The sequence below is a fragment of the Streptomyces sp. 3MP-14 genome (assembly GCF_006334905.2).
GTDB lineage: Bacteria > Actinomycetota > Actinomycetes > Streptomycetales > Streptomycetaceae > Streptomyces > Streptomyces triticirhizae.
Window position 1 is genome coordinate 275,645 of record NZ_VDLZ02000007.1, and the last position, 16,231, is coordinate 291,875.

Annotated in this window: 13 protein-coding genes; 9 read left to right on the top strand and 4 right to left on the bottom strand. The window is 72.9% G+C overall.

What is annotated here, in order from left to right; genetic code table 11:
- The first annotated feature begins 276 nt into the window (after positions 1-276).
- Both FH609_RS14230 and FH609_RS14235 read left to right on the top strand, forming a co-directional pair.
- The gene (locus tag FH609_RS14230) at positions 277-1,077 is read left to right on the top strand and encodes an ABC transporter ATP-binding protein (RefSeq protein WP_139707877.1); all 801 of its coding nucleotides are present in this window, start codon (positions 277-279) and stop codon (positions 1,075-1,077) included.
- A complete protein-coding gene (locus FH609_RS14235) occupies positions 1,074-3,662 on the top strand; it encodes an ABC transporter permease (RefSeq protein WP_139674451.1) in 2,589 nt (862 codons plus the stop codon). Before FH609_RS14230 ends, FH609_RS14235 begins: the two co-directional genes overlap by 4 nt.
- Positions 3,663-3,885: 223 nt before the next feature.
- Here FH609_RS14235 and FH609_RS14240 read toward each other — a convergent pair whose 3' ends face one another.
- Positions 3,886-4,617: a permease prefix domain 1-containing protein gene (locus FH609_RS14240; protein ID WP_226961649.1), complete on the bottom strand. Its 732-nt coding sequence runs from the start codon at positions 4,615-4,617 to the stop codon at positions 3,886-3,888.
- Positions 4,614-4,967 (bottom strand): PadR family transcriptional regulator, encoded by a 354-nt coding sequence (locus tag FH609_RS14245; RefSeq protein WP_139674448.1) that lies wholly within the window; start codon positions 4,965-4,967, stop codon positions 4,614-4,616. Before FH609_RS14245 ends, FH609_RS14240 begins: the two co-directional genes overlap by 4 nt.
- Before the next feature lie 81 nt (positions 4,968-5,048).
- On the opposite strand from FH609_RS14245, the gene FH609_RS14250 reads away from it, so the two are divergent.
- A complete protein-coding gene (locus tag FH609_RS14250) occupies positions 5,049-5,585 on the top strand; it encodes a hypothetical protein (RefSeq protein WP_139674445.1) in 537 nt (178 codons plus the stop codon).
- Positions 5,586-5,615: 30 nt separating this feature from the next.
- Here FH609_RS14250 and FH609_RS14255 read toward each other — a convergent pair whose 3' ends face one another.
- Entirely contained in the window at positions 5,616-6,041 is a 426-nt protein-coding gene (locus tag FH609_RS14255; protein ID WP_139674442.1) for a winged helix-turn-helix transcriptional regulator, read from the bottom strand.
- Between the two features lie 131 nt (positions 6,042-6,172).
- Here FH609_RS14255 and FH609_RS14260 point away from each other — a divergent pair, with 131 nt between their 5' ends.
- The gene (locus FH609_RS14260) at positions 6,173-6,928 is read left to right on the top strand and encodes an alpha/beta fold hydrolase (protein ID WP_139674439.1); all 756 of its coding nucleotides are present in this window, start codon (positions 6,173-6,175) and stop codon (positions 6,926-6,928) included.
- Between the two features lie 1,497 nt (positions 6,929-8,425).
- Here the strand turns inward: FH609_RS14260 and FH609_RS14265 are convergent.
- Complete coding sequence (locus FH609_RS14265; protein ID WP_139674436.1) at positions 8,426-9,505, bottom strand: LacI family DNA-binding transcriptional regulator; 1,080 nt, start codon at positions 9,503-9,505, stop codon at positions 8,426-8,428.
- A gap of 219 nt (positions 9,506-9,724) precedes the next feature.
- Here FH609_RS14265 and FH609_RS14270 point away from each other — a divergent pair, with 219 nt between their 5' ends.
- The 5 genes from FH609_RS14270 to FH609_RS14290 all read left to right on the top strand — a co-directional run bounded on the left by FH609_RS14270 (position 9,725) and on the right by FH609_RS14290 (position 15,615).
- On the top strand, positions 9,725-11,731 hold the full coding sequence (locus FH609_RS14270; protein WP_139674433.1) for a cellulase family glycosylhydrolase: 2,007 nt from the start codon (positions 9,725-9,727) through the stop codon (positions 11,729-11,731).
- Between the two features lie 173 nt (positions 11,732-11,904).
- On the top strand, positions 11,905-13,134 hold the full coding sequence (gene manD, locus FH609_RS14275) for a D-mannonate dehydratase ManD (protein WP_139674487.1): 1,230 nt from the start codon (positions 11,905-11,907) through the stop codon (positions 13,132-13,134).
- A gap of 65 nt (positions 13,135-13,199) precedes the next feature.
- Entirely contained in the window at positions 13,200-13,397 is a 198-nt protein-coding gene (locus FH609_RS14280; protein ID WP_139674430.1) for a hypothetical protein, read from the top strand.
- Positions 13,398-13,456: 59 nt separating this feature from the next.
- On the top strand, positions 13,457-14,458 hold the full coding sequence (locus FH609_RS14285; RefSeq protein ID WP_226961662.1) for a BtrH N-terminal domain-containing protein: 1,002 nt from the start codon (positions 13,457-13,459) through the stop codon (positions 14,456-14,458).
- Positions 14,459-14,568: 110 nt separating this feature from the next.
- The gene (locus FH609_RS14290) at positions 14,569-15,615 is read left to right on the top strand and encodes a methyltransferase (RefSeq protein WP_139674424.1); all 1,047 of its coding nucleotides are present in this window, start codon (positions 14,569-14,571) and stop codon (positions 15,613-15,615) included.
- The last annotated feature ends 616 nt before the right edge of the window (positions 15,616-16,231 follow it).

Consider the following 16,231-nt stretch of genomic DNA (forward strand, 5'->3'; position numbering starts at 1 on the left):
GGCGGGCGAGGTGTACGCCGTCCCCTACATCGAAGTGTGGCCCCCTTAGGGGAACCCTGCTACTTCTCACCGATGTGAGGCTCATCCCGGCGGGTGACGAGGACGCGCCAGGGGTTCTCTAGTCTCTTGGTGAGGCTTCGAGGAGGGCTCAGCCGAGCACCACAGGGCCTCGCCGAACGTCCCGCAGCCGTCCGGCTCGTGGGGCCCACGCCGCGCGTTCCAGGCGCTGGCTCGAGCAGATTCTTCCCACCTACCGCACGGCACAAGGAGATTCACGTGACAACGGCTGTAGTCAATCCGACGACCGGGGGCAGCGGAGGGCACTCGGCCGTGGCCGCGCGGGCGGTGGACGTCGTCAAGTCCTATGGCGAGGGCGAGACGCGGGTGTCGGCGTTGGACGGGGTGAGTGTGGATGTGGAGCGGGGGGTGTTCACCGCGATCATGGGCCCCTCGGGCTCGGGGAAGTCCACGCTGATGCACTGCCTGGCCGGTCTGGACACCGTCACCTCCGGCCGGATCTGGGTCGGGGAGACCGAGATCACCGGCCTGAAGGACAAGCGGCTGACCCGCCTGCGCCGCGACAAGATCGGCTTCATCTTCCAGGCGTTCAACCTGCTGCCCACCCTCAACGCCCTGGAGAACATCACCCTCCCCATGGACATCGCCGGCCGCAAACCCGACGCCGACTGGCTGGAGCGGGTGATCTCCACCGTCGGCCTGGCCGAACGCCTCAAGCACCGCCCCAACCAACTCTCCGGCGGACAACAGCAACGCGTCGCCGTCGCCCGCGCCCTGGCCGCCCGACCCGAGATCATCTTCGGCGACGAACCCACCGGCAACCTCGACTCCCGCGCCGGCTCCGAAGTCCTCGACTTCCTACGCCGCTCCGTCGACGACCTCGGCCAGACCATCGTCATGGTCACCCACGACCCCGTCGCCGCCTCCTACGCCGACCGCATCGTCTTCCTCGCCGACGGCCGCATCGTCGACGAGATGCGCGACCCCACCGCCGACCGCGTCCTCGACCGGATGCGCAACTTCGACAGCGGCCAGCAGGGTTGGAGCCGCACGTCATGACGGTCCTCAAGACTTCGCTGCGCAGCTTCTACGCCCACAAGTGGCGCATGGTGCTGTCCGGCATGGCGGTCGTGCTGTCGGTGGCGTTCGTCTGCGGGACGCTGGTCTTCACGGCCACCATGAACAACACGTTCAGCAAGCTGTTCGACGTCTCCGCGTCCAACGTGGTGATCAGCTCGGCCGAGTCCGACCTCGCGGACGACTTCGCCGGCACCGGAGGCGGGACGGGCAGGCCGGACACCATCCCGGGCACGCTGGAGCAGGAGCTGGCGGAGGTGGCCGGGGTCGACCAGATCACCGGGTCCATCGTCTCCACCTCGGCGATGGCCATCGACCAGGACAACGAGAGCATCAGCCCCACCTCGGGCGCCCCCACCATCGCGGCCAACTGGACCCCGATCGACGAGCGTTCGATGACCATCACCGAGGGCGGGCCGCCGGAGGGCGGCGAGCAGGTGATGATCGACGCCGACACCGCCGAGAACGCCGACCTGGCGCTGGGCGACCCGCTGCGGCTGGTCACCGCCTTCGGCGACTACGAGCTGACCGTCAGCGGGATAGCGGAGTTCGAGACCACCAACCCGGGCGCGGCACTGATCTATCTGGACACCGAGTCCGCCCGCGAGTACCTGCTGGACGGCGCCCCCGAGCTGACCAACGTTTATGTGGACTCGGACGGCAGCGTCTCCGACACCGAGCTGAAGGACGCCATCGCCGCCACGGTCGGCGCCGACACCTACAAGCTCCAGACCGCCGACGAGTACATCGAGGAGAACAGCGACGCGGTCGGCCAGGCGCTGTCGATCTTCGAGTACGTGCTGCTCGGCTTCGCCGGCATCGCGCTGCTGGTCGGGATCTTCCTGATCGTCAACACCTTCTCCATGCTGGTCGCCCAACGCACCCGCGAGATCGGCCTGATGCGCGCCATCGGCTCCAGCCGACGCCAGGTCAACCGCTCCGTGCTGATCGAGGCCCTGCTGCTCGGCGTGATCGCGTCGCTGATCGGCTTCGGTGTGGGCATCGGCCTCGCGGTCGGGCTGATGGCGCTGATGAGCGCGCTCGGCATGAAGCTCAGCACGGACGACCTGCTGATCGAGCCCTCGGTGCCGATCATCGGCGTGGTCCTGGGCATCCTGGTCACCCTGATCGCGGCCTATGTCCCGGCGCGGCGGGCCGGGAGGATCAGCCCGATGGCGGCCCTGCGGGACGCCGGGATGCCGGGCGACGTGCGCGCCGGCCGGATACGGGCCACCCTGGGCGCGGTGTTGACCATCGCCGGCCTGGGCTTCCTCGCCCTGACCGGCTCGGTGGACGAGGCGTCAGCGGGCGCCGGTTATCTGGCGCTGGGCGTGCTGCTGAGCCTGGTGGGTCTGGTCATCGTCGGCCCCTCCCTGGTGAACCTGGTGGTCAGGGGGCTGAGCGTGGTGCTGCTGCGCGGCTTCGGCCCGGTCGGCCGGCTGGCCGAGCGCAACGCGCTGCGCAACCCGCGCCGCACCGGCGCCACCGCCACCGCGCTGATGATCGGCCTGTCGCTGGTGGCCGGCCTCTCGGTGGTCGGCTCCTCGATGGTGGCCTCGGCCACCGACCAGATCGACTCCTCGCTGGGCGCCGACTACGTGGTGGTCTCCGAGACGCCCGGCGGCATCGTCCCGGAGATCACCGGGGCGGTCTCCCCCGAGCGGATACCCGAGTTGGACCACGTCAGCGAGTACCGGCTCGCGGACGTCGACGTCACGCTGGACTCCGGCGAGGAGATCGAGGTGATGGCCGGCGCGGTGCCGGAGACCTTCTCCGCCGACATCGACGTCACCGTCGTCGAGGGTGACATCGAGGCGGCCTACGCCCCCGGCGGGCTCTCCGTCGGGGAGGGCGACGCGGAGGAGCACGGGATCGCGCTCGGCGACCAGGTCCAGGTGGCCTTCGACGGCGGCGGCGAGACCACCCTCACCGTGGAGGCGATCCTCTCCGACGACGCGGCGGTGCTCACCGGCACCTGGATGTTCAACCAGCAGGAGATGCTGGACAACGCGGCGGAGGCGCCGCTGCCGTTCGCCCTCTACGCCGGGGCGAAGGACGGCCAGGAGGAGGCGGCCCGCGAGGCGTTGGACGCGGCGGTCACCCCGTACCCGCAGGTCGAGGTCCGCGACCAGGCCGAGTTCAAGGAGCTGATCGAGGGCTCGGTCAGCCAGATGCTCAACATGGTCTACGGCCTGCTGGCGCTGGCGATCATCGTGGCGGTCCTCGGCGTGGTCAACACGCTGGCCCTGTCCGTGGTCGAACGCACCCGGGAGATCGGCCTGATGCGGGCCATCGGCCTCTCGCGGCTCCAGCTGCGGCGCATGATACGGCTGGAGTCCGTGGTGATCGCGCTCTTCGGCGCGCTGCTGGGACTCGGGCTGGGCATGGCCTGGGGCGCGGCCGGCCAGCGGCTGCTCGCCCTGGAGGGGATGCCGGTCCTGGAGATCCCGTGGGGCACCATCATCGCGGTCTTCCTCGGCTCGGCCGTGGTCGGCCTGCTCGCCGCGCTGCTGCCCGCCTTCCGGGCCGGCCGGATGAACGTGCTGAACGCGATTGCCACCGAGTGACCGGGTGACGGGTGGCCGCAGGACCGGGTAGGCCCGGTCGGTCGCCCGACCTCCGCGCGCGGGGCCGCGACCCAGCACCACCGGGTCGGGGCCCCGCGCCGTCGTCTCCCACGGCCCGCCGTTCGCATGGACCGTCGTTCGCACGGGCCGTTGGACCGTTCGGCCGTTGGGCCGTGGGCGGTTGGTGCCGTGGCCGCCCCGCCGAACGGCGCGTTCGGTCGGCTCAGGCCGGGGCCGGCAGCCGGGCGCAGCGGCGGCAGACGCGGGCGGAGGATGCCACCCAGGCGTGGCAGGCGGCCGACGCCACCCCGGTCAGCGCCACCAGCGGCCAGTGGGTGGCCAGCGCGGCGGCCAGGGTCAGCGCGAGCGCCGAGCCGGCCATCGCGCCGCTCGCCGTGGTCCCCAACCAGCCCACGGCGCCCGGCAGTCCACGCGGCATCGGCAGCCAACGGCTGACCCGACCCGTGCTGCCCAACGCCCACACCGCGCCCAGCGCGGCGGCCGCCGCCACCCCCGCCAGGCCGAGGGCCAGCAGCTGCGCCAGGTGCGGCAGCCACCAGTCCCGCGCGGGGTCGGCGTTCCCCAGCGGATACCAGCAGGCCAGCAGGAGCGGCGCGGTCAGCATCACCGCCCGGGCGGTGTGCCGGGCCTGGGCGATGGTCAACTCCCGCTGGCAGCCGGGCGCCAGCTCCTCCGGCGTCCCGAACTCCCGCTCCGCCCGGCGGACGGCGTCCGCCGCCTCCCAGCCCGCGTCGCGCAGGGCGGCCACGGTGTCGGCGAACCCGTCCCCGACCTCCTCGACCAGCCGGGCTCTGGCCCTCGCCGGCCCCTGAAGCAGGTCGGCGAGCCGCGCCCGGTAGCCGAGCACCGCCTCGGCGACGCCGCCCGTTCCGGCCCCGGCCGCGCCCCCGCCCCCGGCCTCCGCGCCGTCGGCCCGCTGGGCGCGGGCGCTCATATGGCGTTCCCCGGCGTCACGTTCCCCGGCGTCGCCGGGTCGAGGACCGCGCCGATCGCCGAGGTGAACGCGCGCCAGTCGGCGCGCTTCCCGGCCAGGGCCGCGCGCCCGGCGTCGGTCAACTCATAGCAGCGTCGGCGTCGTTCGCCGATCGACTCCCAGTCGCTGCTGAGCAGGCCCTGGCGCTCCAGCCGGTTCAGCGCCGGATAGATGGTGCCGGTGCGCAGGTCGAGCGCCCCTCCGCTGCGCCGCTGCACGGCGGTGATGATCGCGTAGCCGTGGAGCGGCCCCTGCTCCAGCACGGCCAGCAGCAGCCCGTCGAGATGTCCGCGTACCGCGTCTGCCTTCATGAGTAGGCAGCCTACCTAAGTGGAGACTTGGCGTGCTACATATTGGCAGGCAATATATTGGCAAGAGAACGGGAGCCCGTCGTGGCCAAGTTGCTGCTGTCCCTGCATGTCCTCGCGGCGATCCTCACGGTCGGGCCGATCACCGTCGCCGCCTCGCTCTTCCCCCGCTACGCGCGCCAGGCCGCCGCGACCCATGCCGAGACGGAGGCGCCGCCCGGCCTGGAGCCGGAGCACGTTCCCGGAGCCGAAGCCGTGCGGTCCGGCGCGATAGCGGCGACGCTGCATCGGATCTGCCGGGGCTACGCCGCCGTCGGCATCGCGGTCCCGGTCTTCGGCCTGGCCACCGGCGCCCAACTCGGCGTCCTCACCGATGCCTGGCTGCTGGCCTCGCTGGCCCTCACGGCGCTGGCCGCCGCCCTGCTGGTGGTGGTGATCCTGCCCCGCCAGGAGGACCTGCTGCCCGAGGACCCGCCCGCCGAGCGGCGAGCCTCCGGACCCGGCCGCGAGGTGCGGGCGCTGGCGGCGCGACTGGCCATGTCCACCGGGGTGTTCAACGTGCTGTGGGCGGTGGTCGTCGTGCTGATGATCGTCCGCCCCGGCTCGACGACCAGCGCCTGACCAGCGCCTGGCCGGCGCCGCGCGGTCGCCTCACCGGCCGCTGTCGTAGGCGTGCCGGGCGGCCGCGATGGCCGGCCGGTTCCGGTCGGCCCACGCGGCCAGGGCCTCCAGCGGCTCGCGGATCTCGTCGATCAGAGGCGTGGTGGCGTACTCCACGCGCGGCGGGGCGTCGGGATGAACGGTGCGGGTGACCAGCCCGTTCCGTTCCAGGTTGCGCAGGCTGAGCGTCAGCATCCGGCGGCTGACGCCCTCGATGGCCCGCTCCAACTCCGTGAACCTGCGCGGTCCTTCGCCGAGCACGACCAGCACCTGGGCGCTCCACTTGTCGCCGATCAGGGCGAGCACCTCCCGCAGCGGACAGTCCGGGATCTCCACGGCATCCGCCGCGATTCGCGCGGCCCGCGCCGAGGGCGGCGGCGTGACCTGCTCCGTTATCCCGGTGTTCCGTTGGGACATAAAAGTGCCTCCTTCCGCAGGGTGCGAACCTGCCGCACCATGATGCCCGTTACAAGTCGTAACGTTCCTGGCGACGGCCGTGCCGGCGCGTTCCGGGAAGTCCGAGGCGAGCCACACAGCGGGAGTGACGGGTGCCGACAGCACGCAGCGACGGGTTCGGGGTCCACTACGAGGTGTCCGGGGAGGGGCCGCTGCTGGTCCTCCACCCGGGCATGTTCCAGACCGGCGCGAGTTGGGGCGACGCCGGGTACACGGCGGCCCTGGCCGCCGACCACACGGTGGTGGCCCTCGACCCGCTCGGCCTGGGCGCCAGCGACGCGCCGCACGCCACCGCCGCCTACGCGCTGGAACGCCGCGTCGACGCCGTCACGGCCGTCCTCGACGACCTCGGCGCCGACCGCGCCACCGTCTGGGGCTACTCGATGGGCGCGCTGACCGCCCTGGGCATGGCCCGCCACGCGCCGGAGCGGTGCGACCGGATCGTCGCGGGCTCCTGGGACCCGGTGAACGGCTTCGCCTCCGGGCTGGAACACGCCCTGCGGCAACTCGAACTGCCCGCCGACACCGACGCGTTCGACCTGCTGCGCCAGGGCGCGGCGGCGGACCCGGCCCAGGCGGCCGTCATCGACGCGGCGGACGGCGCCGCGCTGCGCGCCAACTACGAGGCCTTCTCCCGCGACCGTGACCTGGACGCCGGCCTGGCGTCCACCGGCGTTCCGATGCTGATGTACTGCGGCACGGCCGACCCCTGGCACGAGCCCATGCGCGGGGTCGCGGCGCGTGTCGGAGCGACGTTCTTCTCCGTGCCGGACGCGGATCACCTCGCGGGCTGGGTCCGCTCGGCGGACGTCCTCCCCGAGGTGCGACGCTTCCTGGCCCGGCGGTGACCGGCGAGCCTGGCGGCTCGCCGGAACGAACCCGGCGGGTCGGTGTTTCGCTGGGGTGCTGGGGTGCGGCGCGGCCTTCCTGGCGGGGCCGTGACCGGCCCGGGAGTTGGGCAGCGCCGCGCCTGCTCGGTGCCCACCGTCCTCCGCCTCATGACCCGGTGTTCGGCCGGCAGTTGACACCGTCGCCCTCGGGGCCCTTGACCTGGCTGTGCCACCGCGCGGCGAGGCCAGCCCACGGCCCTGCCGTTCAGGCGAGGAGGCCAGCGGCCGGTGTCTCACGACCCACCGTGGTACCCCCGGCTCTGCCCCTCGGAGTCAGCGCCAACCCCCCAGCGGACGCCGGCCGCTGGGCGTTGGGGGTGTCGCCAGGTGAATGACCCGCTCTCGACGTGAGGTGAACCACCGGCTTAGCCACCGAGCGAATCGCCTGGCTCCGCCGCGAGGCGAACAGGTCGGCGCGGCCGGGCAATCGACAGTCCCGCCGTCGGGCGAGTTGCGTCGGCTCGCTGCGCGGTGAACTCTGCTGGTTCCGCCGCCGAGGACTTCAGGCAACCGGTCTGCTCGCCGTGAGGCGAGCAGGTGGGGCCCGGCTGGCGGGCGATCGATCGTCCCGCCGTCGCCCGCAGACCCACCCCATGCGCACCCGCACGAAGACAACGGCGCGCGCCCAAACGATCCAGGGGCGCGGGGAACTGCGCGAACAACCCACCACGCACCCGCACCCGACCACCCAACAGACAACCGCTGCGAGGCGAACCACCCTGCCCGCCGTCAGTCGATGCAGGCCAGCCGGCCGCGATGCGAACCGCCCCACCGCGAGGTGAACTGTCCCCGCCGCGATGCGAACCCTGCTGGTTTCGCCGCTGAGTGGGCCCGCCTGCCCGCGCCATCAGGCAACCGGTCTGCCCGCCCGTGGCGAACAGGTCGGCCTGGCTGGCGGGCGATCGAGGGTCTCGCCGTCGGGCGAACTACGTCACCTGCCACGAGACGAACCGCCCCGCTCGCCGCCCAGGCGATGCACGCCAGCCGGCCGCGAAGCGAACTGTCCTGCCGCGAGGCGCCCCCCGCCCTCAGGCGATGCATGCGAGCCTGCCGCCAGGCCAACCGTCCCGCCGCGAGGTGAACTCTGCTGGTTTCGCTGCCGAGTGAGCCCGCCCGCTTGCGCCATCAGACAACGGGTCTGCCCGCCGGGAGGGCAACCGTCCCGCCGCCGGTCGCAGGCCAGCCGGCCGCCAGGTCACCGCCCCCCGCCCCGCCCGCCAGGAGGCTAACCGTCCCGCCGTCAGGCGAGCGAGGCGATGCACGCTGGCCGGCCGTCAGGCCACCGCCCCGCCCGCCGGGAGGGCAACCGTCCCGCCGTCAGGCGAGCGAGGCGATGCACGCCAGCCGGCCGCAGGCCAACCACCCCGCCGCCAGGCGAACCGCCCCGCCGCCGGCCGCAGGCCGGCGGCTCGGCTCAGGCCCAGCGGCCAGCGCCCAGCGGCCAGCGCCCAGCGATCAGCCACCCACCCCGCCGGCAGGCCCCGTCGATTCGCGGGGGATCAGGCTCGGCGGGCGGACCGGCGGCGGCTGGGCCGACTCGGGGGAGCCGTCGAGGAGGGCGAACATCGCCGTCGCGGCCGAGCGGCCGAGTTGGACGAGGTCCTGCCCGATGGTGGTCAGCCTCGGGTAGACCAACTCCCCGATCGGCAGGTCGTCGTAGCCGACGATCGACAGGTCGCGCGGGACCTCGAAGCCCAGGCGTCGGGCGGCGCTCATGCCCGCCACGGCCATCGTGTCGTTGGCGAAGAGCACGGCCGTCGGCCGTCGTTGCGGCTCGGCCAGGAGTTGGCGCACCGCCCGCACCGCCGCGTCGGCGGTGAACTCGGAGACGACGATCCGCGTCGGCCGCAGCCCGCGTTCCTCCAGCGCCGCCTCGAACACCCGCCGCCGGAACACCGTGTGCACCCGGTCCTCGGGTCCCGAAACGTAGGCGATGTGCCGGTGCCCCAGGTCCGCGAGGTGGTCGACGGCCTCCCTGATCCCGGCGTCCTGTTCCCCGCCGGCGCGCACGGAGACTACGGGGTCGTCCCGCCAGGGCGTGCCCACCAGCACGGCGGGCAGCCGCAGTTGCCGCAGCAGCTCGAACCGGGTGTCGCCGATCCGGCTCTCGGTGAGGATCACCCCGTCGACCCGGCGTTCCTCGGCGAGCCGCCGGTAGGCGCGTTCCTCGGCGCTCGGTTCCTCGCCCACTATGTGCAGCAGCAGGCCGTAGTCGGCGGGCGCCAGTTCGGCCTCGATGCCGGAGATCAGCACGGAGAAGTGCGGGTCGGCGGCGAGCACGTCCGCCGCGCGACCCGCGACCATCCCGATCGCCCGGGTGCGCGCCCCGCGCAGCGCCACCGCCGTGGCCGAGGGCGACCAGCGCAGCTTCTCCGCCGCGTCCAGCACCCGTTGCCGGGTGGGGGGCGAGATGCCGGGACGGTTGTTGACGACCTTGGAGACAGCGGAGACGGAAACCCCGGCCAGCGCCGCCACATCGGCGATCGTCGGCTTGTCGGACCGTTTCCCGCGTCGAGGGCCCTGCTGTGCTGCCAAGCGTCCTGTCCGTCCTGCCCGTTCGGCGCGCCTGAACCCCGCGCTTCGGAAACCCGTCCCCGCCACAGAAGAAAACGTTGTCGAGCGGCGAATTGTACGGCATGGTAGCGCGCCATCTCGTGACGCTCAATCCCTCGACAGGCGCGTGGTAAAACGATATACCGGTGGAGGGCCGACAGGACCGGGCGGCCGAACACAAGGGATCAAGGGATCACAGGCATGAGGCGCAACGCGGCCAAGCTCCGCATCACCCCGGGGACCAGCTCCGTCCCCACCGCCGGCGAGGACGGGGCGACCGTCTGGATCGGGGTCAACTACTGGTCCCGCACCGGCGGACCGCTGATGTGGCGGGACTACCGGCCCGAGGTGATCGACGAGGAGCTGAGCACGATGCGTGAGCACGGCATCACGCTGACCCGCTCGTTCTTCTTCTGGCCGGACTTCATGCCGGCCGAGAACACCCTCGACCCCGAGATGCTGGCTCACTACGACGACTTCCTGGACCGGCACCGTGCCCAGGGGATGCACACCATCCCGACCTTCCTCGTCGGCCACATGTCGGGGCAGAACTGGGACCCGGTCTGGCGCGGCGGGCGCGACATCTTCGCCGACCCCTCGTTCGTCGCCCAACAGGAGTGGTACGTCCGCGAGTTGACCGCCCGCTGGAAGGACCACCCGGCGGTCGCCGGCTGGCTGCTGACCAACGAGATCCCGATCTACGGCGACTGGCGCTCCCGTGGCATCGGCACGCTGGACGCCACCACGGTGACCGCCTGGGCGAAGACCCTGGTGAACGCGGTCCGCTCCACCGGCGCCACCCAGCCGGTCTCGGTCGGCGACGGCGCCTGGGGCGTGGAGATGACCGGCGCCGACAACGGGTTCCGGGTCCGCGAGCTGGAGCCGTTGATCGACTTCCACGGCCCGCACGTCTACCGGATGGAGACCGACCCGGTCCGCCAGCACCTGGGCGCCGCGTTCGTCTGCGAGCTGCTCGACATCGGCGGAAAGCCGGTGATCATGGAGGAGTTCGGCGTCACCTCCGACTATGTCTCCGAGGAGAACGCCGCCCACTACTACCGGCAGATCCTGCACAACACCCTGCTGGCCGGCGCCACCGGCTGGATGCCGTGGAACAACACGGACTACGACGCGCTCTGGGACCAGGAGCCCTACAGCCACCACCCGTTCGAGATGCACTTCGGCATCACCGACGACGCCGGGCGGCCCAAGGAGCAGCTGCGCGAGGTCAAGCGGTTCACCGAGCTGCTGGCGCGGGTCGACTTCCCCCGGCTGAGCCGGCCGGACACCGATGTGGCGCTGGTGGTCTCCTCGTTCCTGGAGAGGATGTACCCGTTCACCCAGCCCGAGGACGCCAGCAGCGTGCTCAACCACACCCGGCAGGCGTATGTGGCGGCGCGCGAGGCGGACCTGCCGGTGGGCGTGGCCCGCGAGGCGGACGGCCTGCCGGACGACTGCGCGCTCTATCTGCTGCCGTCCGCCAAGCAGTTGACCGCCGGCGGCTGGCGGCACCTGGTGGCGCGCGCCGAGGCGGGCGCGACGGTCTACGCCTCGTTCTTCATGGGCGAGCACATCGTGCAGCGCGGCCCGTGGTGGCCGAAGCTCGACGAGACGTTCGGCGTGGTGAAGAAGCTGCGGTACGGGCTGACCGAGCCCGTCGAGGACGACGAGCTGGTGCTCACGTTCCAGCGGGACTTCGGCACCATCGCGGCCGGCGAGCGGCTGGTCTTCGCGGTGGCCGGCACCGAGAACTCGCGGTCCTACCTGCCCGTCGAGCCCGACGGCGCCGAGGTGGTGGCCACCGACGCGCACGGCCGCCCCGCGCTGCTGACGCGGCGGGTGGGGGAGGGCCAACTGGTCCTCTCCACCTACCCGTTGGAGCACATGGCGGCCGTCACGCCCCGGGTCAACCCGGAGCCGACCTGGCGCCTGTACGCGGCGCTGGCCGCCGAGGCCGGGGTGACGCCCGAGGTGTCCGTGGACGACCCCCGGGTGCTGGTGGCGCGGATGGCGCACGAGGACGGGCGGTCGTTCGTCTGGTTCGTCAGCCAGAGCGACGGGCCGCTGTCCGTGACCCCGACCCTGGCCGGCGGCGGCCGGCTCCGCGCCCTGGACGGCGGGAACGGCGGGGACGGCGGGGAGCTGTCCACGGTCGACCTGGCACCCTATGGCGTGGTGGTCGCCGAACTCGTTGACGGGCCGCGTTGACGGATCGCGTGGTCGGACGCGGCGCCGCCCCCGGTCACCCGGGCGCGGCGCCGCGCCCGGGCCCGGGTGACCGCCCGAGCGCGGGCTAGGAAGACCCGAGAACAGCCCGAACAACCCGAACAAGCCGGGAGAAAAAGGGGAGAGCGGGACGCATGTCACGCATCGAGACACCCATGCGGATCGAGTCCGCCGAGACGATCGTCACCAGCCCGGGCCGGAACTTCGTCACCCTGCGGATCACCACGGCGGACGGCGTCACCGGCCTGGGCGACGCCACCCTCAACGGCCGTGAGTTGGCCGTCGAGAGCTATCTGCGCGACCACGTCGTGCCGTTGCTCATCGGCCGGGACGCCGCGCGGATCGAGGACACCTGGCAGTACCTCTACCGGGGCGCGTACTGGCGGCGCGGCCCGGTGACGATGGCCGCCATCGCCGCCGTGGACACCGCGCTGTGGGACATCAAGGCCAAGGCGGCCGGGATGCCGCTGTACCAGCTGCTCGGCGGCGCCTCGCGCAGCGGCGCCCTGGCCTACGGCCACGCCTCGGGCCGGGACGTGCCCGAGCTGCTGGACTCGATCCGGGCGCACCTGGACGCCGGCTACCGGGCGATCCGGGTGCAGACCGGCATCCCGGGCCTGGACTCGGTCTACGGCGTGGCCGCCTCGGCGGCCGGCGACGGCGAGCGCTACGACTACGAGCCGGCCCGCCGGACCCCGCTGCCCGTCGAGGAGAGCTGGGACACCCGCGCCTATCTGCGCCATGTGCCCTCGGTCTTCGAGGCGGTGCGCAACGAGTTCGGCCCCGAGCTGCCGCTGCTGCACGACGGCCACCACCGGATGACGCCGATCCAGGCGGCCAGGCTGGGCAAGGCGATCGAGCCGTACGACCTGTTCTGGCTGGAGGACGCGACGCCCGGCGAGGACCAGGCGGCGCTGCGGCTGATCCGGCAGCACACCACCACGCCGCTGGCCATCGGCGAGGTGTTCAACTCGGTGCACGACTACACCACGTTGCTCACCGAGCGGCTGATCGACTACGTGCGCTCGGCGGTCACCCACACCGGCGGCGTCACCGCGATGAAGAAGCTGCTGGACCTGGCGGCGGTCTACGGCGCCAAGTCCGGCATCCACGGGCCGACGGACATCTCGCCGGTCGGCATGGCCGCCGCGCTCCACCTGGACCTGGCCATCCACAACTTCGGCATCCAGGAGTACATGCGGCACGACCCGCGCACCCTGGAGGTCTTCCGGACCTCCTACACCTTCGCCGACGGGCTGCTCCACCCCGGCGAGAACCCGGGGCTCGGCGTCGAGTTGGACGACGAGGCCGCCGGCCGCTTCCCGTACGAGGCGGCGTATCTGCCGGTGAACCGGCTGCTGGACGGCACCGTTCACGACTGGTGACCACCGGCCCGCCTGATCCGCGCGGTGGTGGACCCTCCCCCGGTGGGAGGGTCCACCATGGGCGGGTGCGCGACGAACTCCTCACCATCGGGCCCTACGCCCATCTGCCGCTGGCCTGTCACGCGCTCTTCGCCTCGCTCCACGAGCGCGGGCCGCGCCCCGGGGCGCCGGTGCGCGAGACCCGTCCGGTGGGGCCGACCGAGGCGCCGCCGGAGGAACGGGTGACCTGGGTGACCGTTCCGCTGCCGGAGGGCGCGGCATGACCCGGGACGGCGCGACCGGGAACGGCGCGACCGGGGACGGCGACGGGGCCACCGGGGCGGTGCGGCGGGTGCCCGGCGTCGAGCCGAGGGGCGGGCTGCACTGCGAGACCACGGCCCTCGGGGTGCTGCTGCGGCACCGGGGGCTCGACCTGTCGGAGCCGATGCTCTTCGGCCTCGGCGCCGGGCTGTCCTTCGTCTACTGGGACGCGAAGTACCTGGACTTCCCCTTCCTCGGCGGCCGGGTCAGACCCTTCGAACTCACCCGGAACCTGGCCGACCGGCTGGGCCTCGAACTCGCCGTCCGGGAGACCGCCTCGCCCCGCAGGGCCTGGGAGAACGTGGCGGGCCCGATCGACGCAGGCCACCCCGTGGGGCTGCAACTCGACAGCCACCACCTGGAGTACTTCGGCTCCCGGGCGCACTTCGGCGGCCATGTCGTCGCGCTGTACGGCTACGACGACCGCGACGCGTTCCTGGTGGACACCGAGCAGCAGGGCAGCGCGGTCGCCACCAGCCGGGACAGCCTCGCCCGGGCCAGGGCCCAGCGCGGCCCGATGACCGCCAGGCACCGCTCGTTCACCCTCGATGTGCCGGGCGGGCCGCCCGACCCCCGGGACCGTCTCGTGCCGGCCATCGTCGCCTGCGCCGAGGCATTCCTCGATCCGCCGATCGCCAACCTCGGCCACCGGGGCATCGAGAAGGCCGGGCGGCTCGTTCGGGGCTGGCTGCGGCGCGCCGAGCGGCCGGAGCGGGACCTGCCGGGGGTCGCCCGCCTGATGGAGCGGGCCGGCACCGGCGGCGCCCTGTTCCGCAACCTCTACCGCGACTTCCTCGCCGAGTGCGCCGACCGCCTGGGGCCGCGCGCCGACCCGTCGCTGGCCACCGGCCACCGGCTCTACGCCGAGGCGGCCACGCTGTGGACCGAGGTCGCCGCGCTGATCGCCAGGGCCGGCGAGAAGGGCGAGGCCGCGTGCCTGGACCGGGCGGGCGCCCTGCTCGGCGAGTTGGCCGGCATCGAACGTGAGGCGATGCGCGCGCTGAGCAGGCTGGGCGACGGGTGATGAGAAACGGGCTTGCGCGTGACGGGAGTTGACGCCCCTTGACCCGCGTCGCGAGTTAGGTGAGGCTCGCCTTACTTGACGAGTGGTGCCTGTGGGGGAAGGAGCGTCGGATGACGAGTGGCGAGGGGACGAACGCCGAGGAGAACGAGGCCCGCGCGGACGTGATGCGGCTGATCTTCGGCACCATGGCGGCCCAGGCCGTCGGCGCCGCCGCGCGGCTCGGCGTGCTGGACGCGCTGGGCGAACGGGAGCGCACCGCCGAGGAGTTGGCCACCGACTGCGGCGCCGAGCCGGGATCGCTGCTGCGGCTGCTGCGCGCCCTGGCCGGGCTGGGCCTGCTGACGGAGGAGCGCCCCGGCGCGTTCCGGGCCACTGCGACCGGCCGGGTGCTGCGCGCCGACCACCCCGGCTCTTTCGCCACCGTGGCCCGGGTCTTCACCGAGCCGCTGATGGTCCGCTCCTGGGAACGCCTCGCCGACGCGGTGCGCACCGGGGAGCCGACCTTCCCGCAGGTCTTCGGCCGGGACTTCTTCGGGTATCTGGAGGAACGCCCCGCGCTCTCGGCGGAGTTCAACGCCTCCATGAGCCAGGGCAGCCGCTCCACCGCCGATGTGTTGCCCGGCGCCTACGACTTCGCCGGCCGCCACACGGTGGTGGACGTCGGCGGCGGCGACGGAACGCTGCTGGCCTCGATCCTGCGCGCCCACCCCGGACTCCGGGGCGTCGTCCACGACACCCCGAAGGGGCTGGCCCAGGCCCGGGCCACCATGGAACGCGCCGGGGTGGCCGAGCGGTTCGACGAGGCGCCCGGCGACTTCTTCGCCTCCGTGCCGACCGGCGGCGACCTCTATCTGCTCAAGAGCGTGCTCCACGACTGGAACGACGAGCGCTGCGTCACCCTGCTCGGCAACTGCCGCGCCGCGCTGCCGCCCGGCGGCAGGGTGCTGGTGGTGGAGCCGGTGCTGCCGCCCACGGTCGCGCCGGAACTCGCCGGGTTCTATCTGAGCGACCTCAACATGCTCGTCAACCTGGGCGGCAGGGAACGCACCCGGGACGACTTCGAGTCCCTCCTCACGGCGGCCGGCCTCACGCTCACCCAGCTCGTGCCGCTGCCGCTGCCCAGCACGTTCTCCCTGATCGAGGCGGCGGCACGGTAGCCCACCGGGGCGCTCCGCCGCACGGCCTGGTCCGCGTCGATCTGCCCGCGCAGATCCGTTCGGCCGTGCGGGCTCGCTCTGGGCTGGTCGGCGCCCACCGACGGCCCAGGGGCGCGGGGAACCGCGCGAGCGACCCACCACGTCCCCGCACCCGACACCCCAACGGACGACCGCAGCTCCGCTGTCGCCCCCGACCGCGTTGATCTGCTGTGCGACGGCTCGATGTTGGTCCGGTTGGTGTCGGCCCGTCAGCGTCGGTTCACACCATGCGGGCTCGCTCTGGGCTGGTCGGCGCCGACGGCCCAGGGGCGCGGGGAACTGCGCGAGCGACCCAGCACGCGCCCGCACCCGACACCCCAACGGACGACCGCAGCTCCGCTGTCGCCCTCGACCGCGTTGATCTGCTGTGCGACGGCTCGATGTTGGTCCGGTTGGTGTCGGCCCGTCAGCGTCGGTTCACACTATGCGGGCTCGCTCTGGGCTGGTCGGCGCCCACCGACGGCCCAGGGGCGCGGGGAACCGCGCGAGCGACCCACCACGTCCCCGCACCCGACACCCCAACGGACGACCGCAGCTCCGCTGTCGCCCTCAGACCCACCCCATCACCCGCGCAGTT

What these genes read in the sequence shown, in the direction of transcription:
- FH609_RS14235 (WP_139674451.1), top strand. Translation starts at nt 1,074, where the DNA reads ATGACGGTCCTCAAGACTTCGCTGCGCAGCTTCTACGCCCACAAGTGG.
- manD (WP_139674487.1), top strand. Translation starts at nt 11,905, where the DNA reads ATGCGGATCGAGTCCGCCGAGACGATCGTCACCAGCCCGGGCCGGAAC.
- FH609_RS14245 (WP_139674448.1), bottom strand. Translation starts at nt 4,967, where the DNA reads ATGAAGGCAGACGCGGTACGCGGACATCTCGACGGGCTGCTGCTGGCC.
- FH609_RS14240 (WP_226961649.1), bottom strand. Translation starts at nt 4,617, where the DNA reads ATGAGCGCCCGCGCCCAGCGGGCCGACGGCGCGGAGGCCGGGGGCGGG.
- FH609_RS14290 (WP_139674424.1), top strand. Translation starts at nt 14,569, where the DNA reads ATGACGAGTGGCGAGGGGACGAACGCCGAGGAGAACGAGGCCCGCGCG.
- FH609_RS14270 (WP_139674433.1), top strand. Translation starts at nt 9,725, where the DNA reads ATGAGGCGCAACGCGGCCAAGCTCCGCATCACCCCGGGGACCAGCTCC.
- FH609_RS14255 (WP_139674442.1), bottom strand. Translation starts at nt 6,041, where the DNA reads ATGTCCCAACGGAACACCGGGATAACGGAGCAGGTCACGCCGCCGCCC.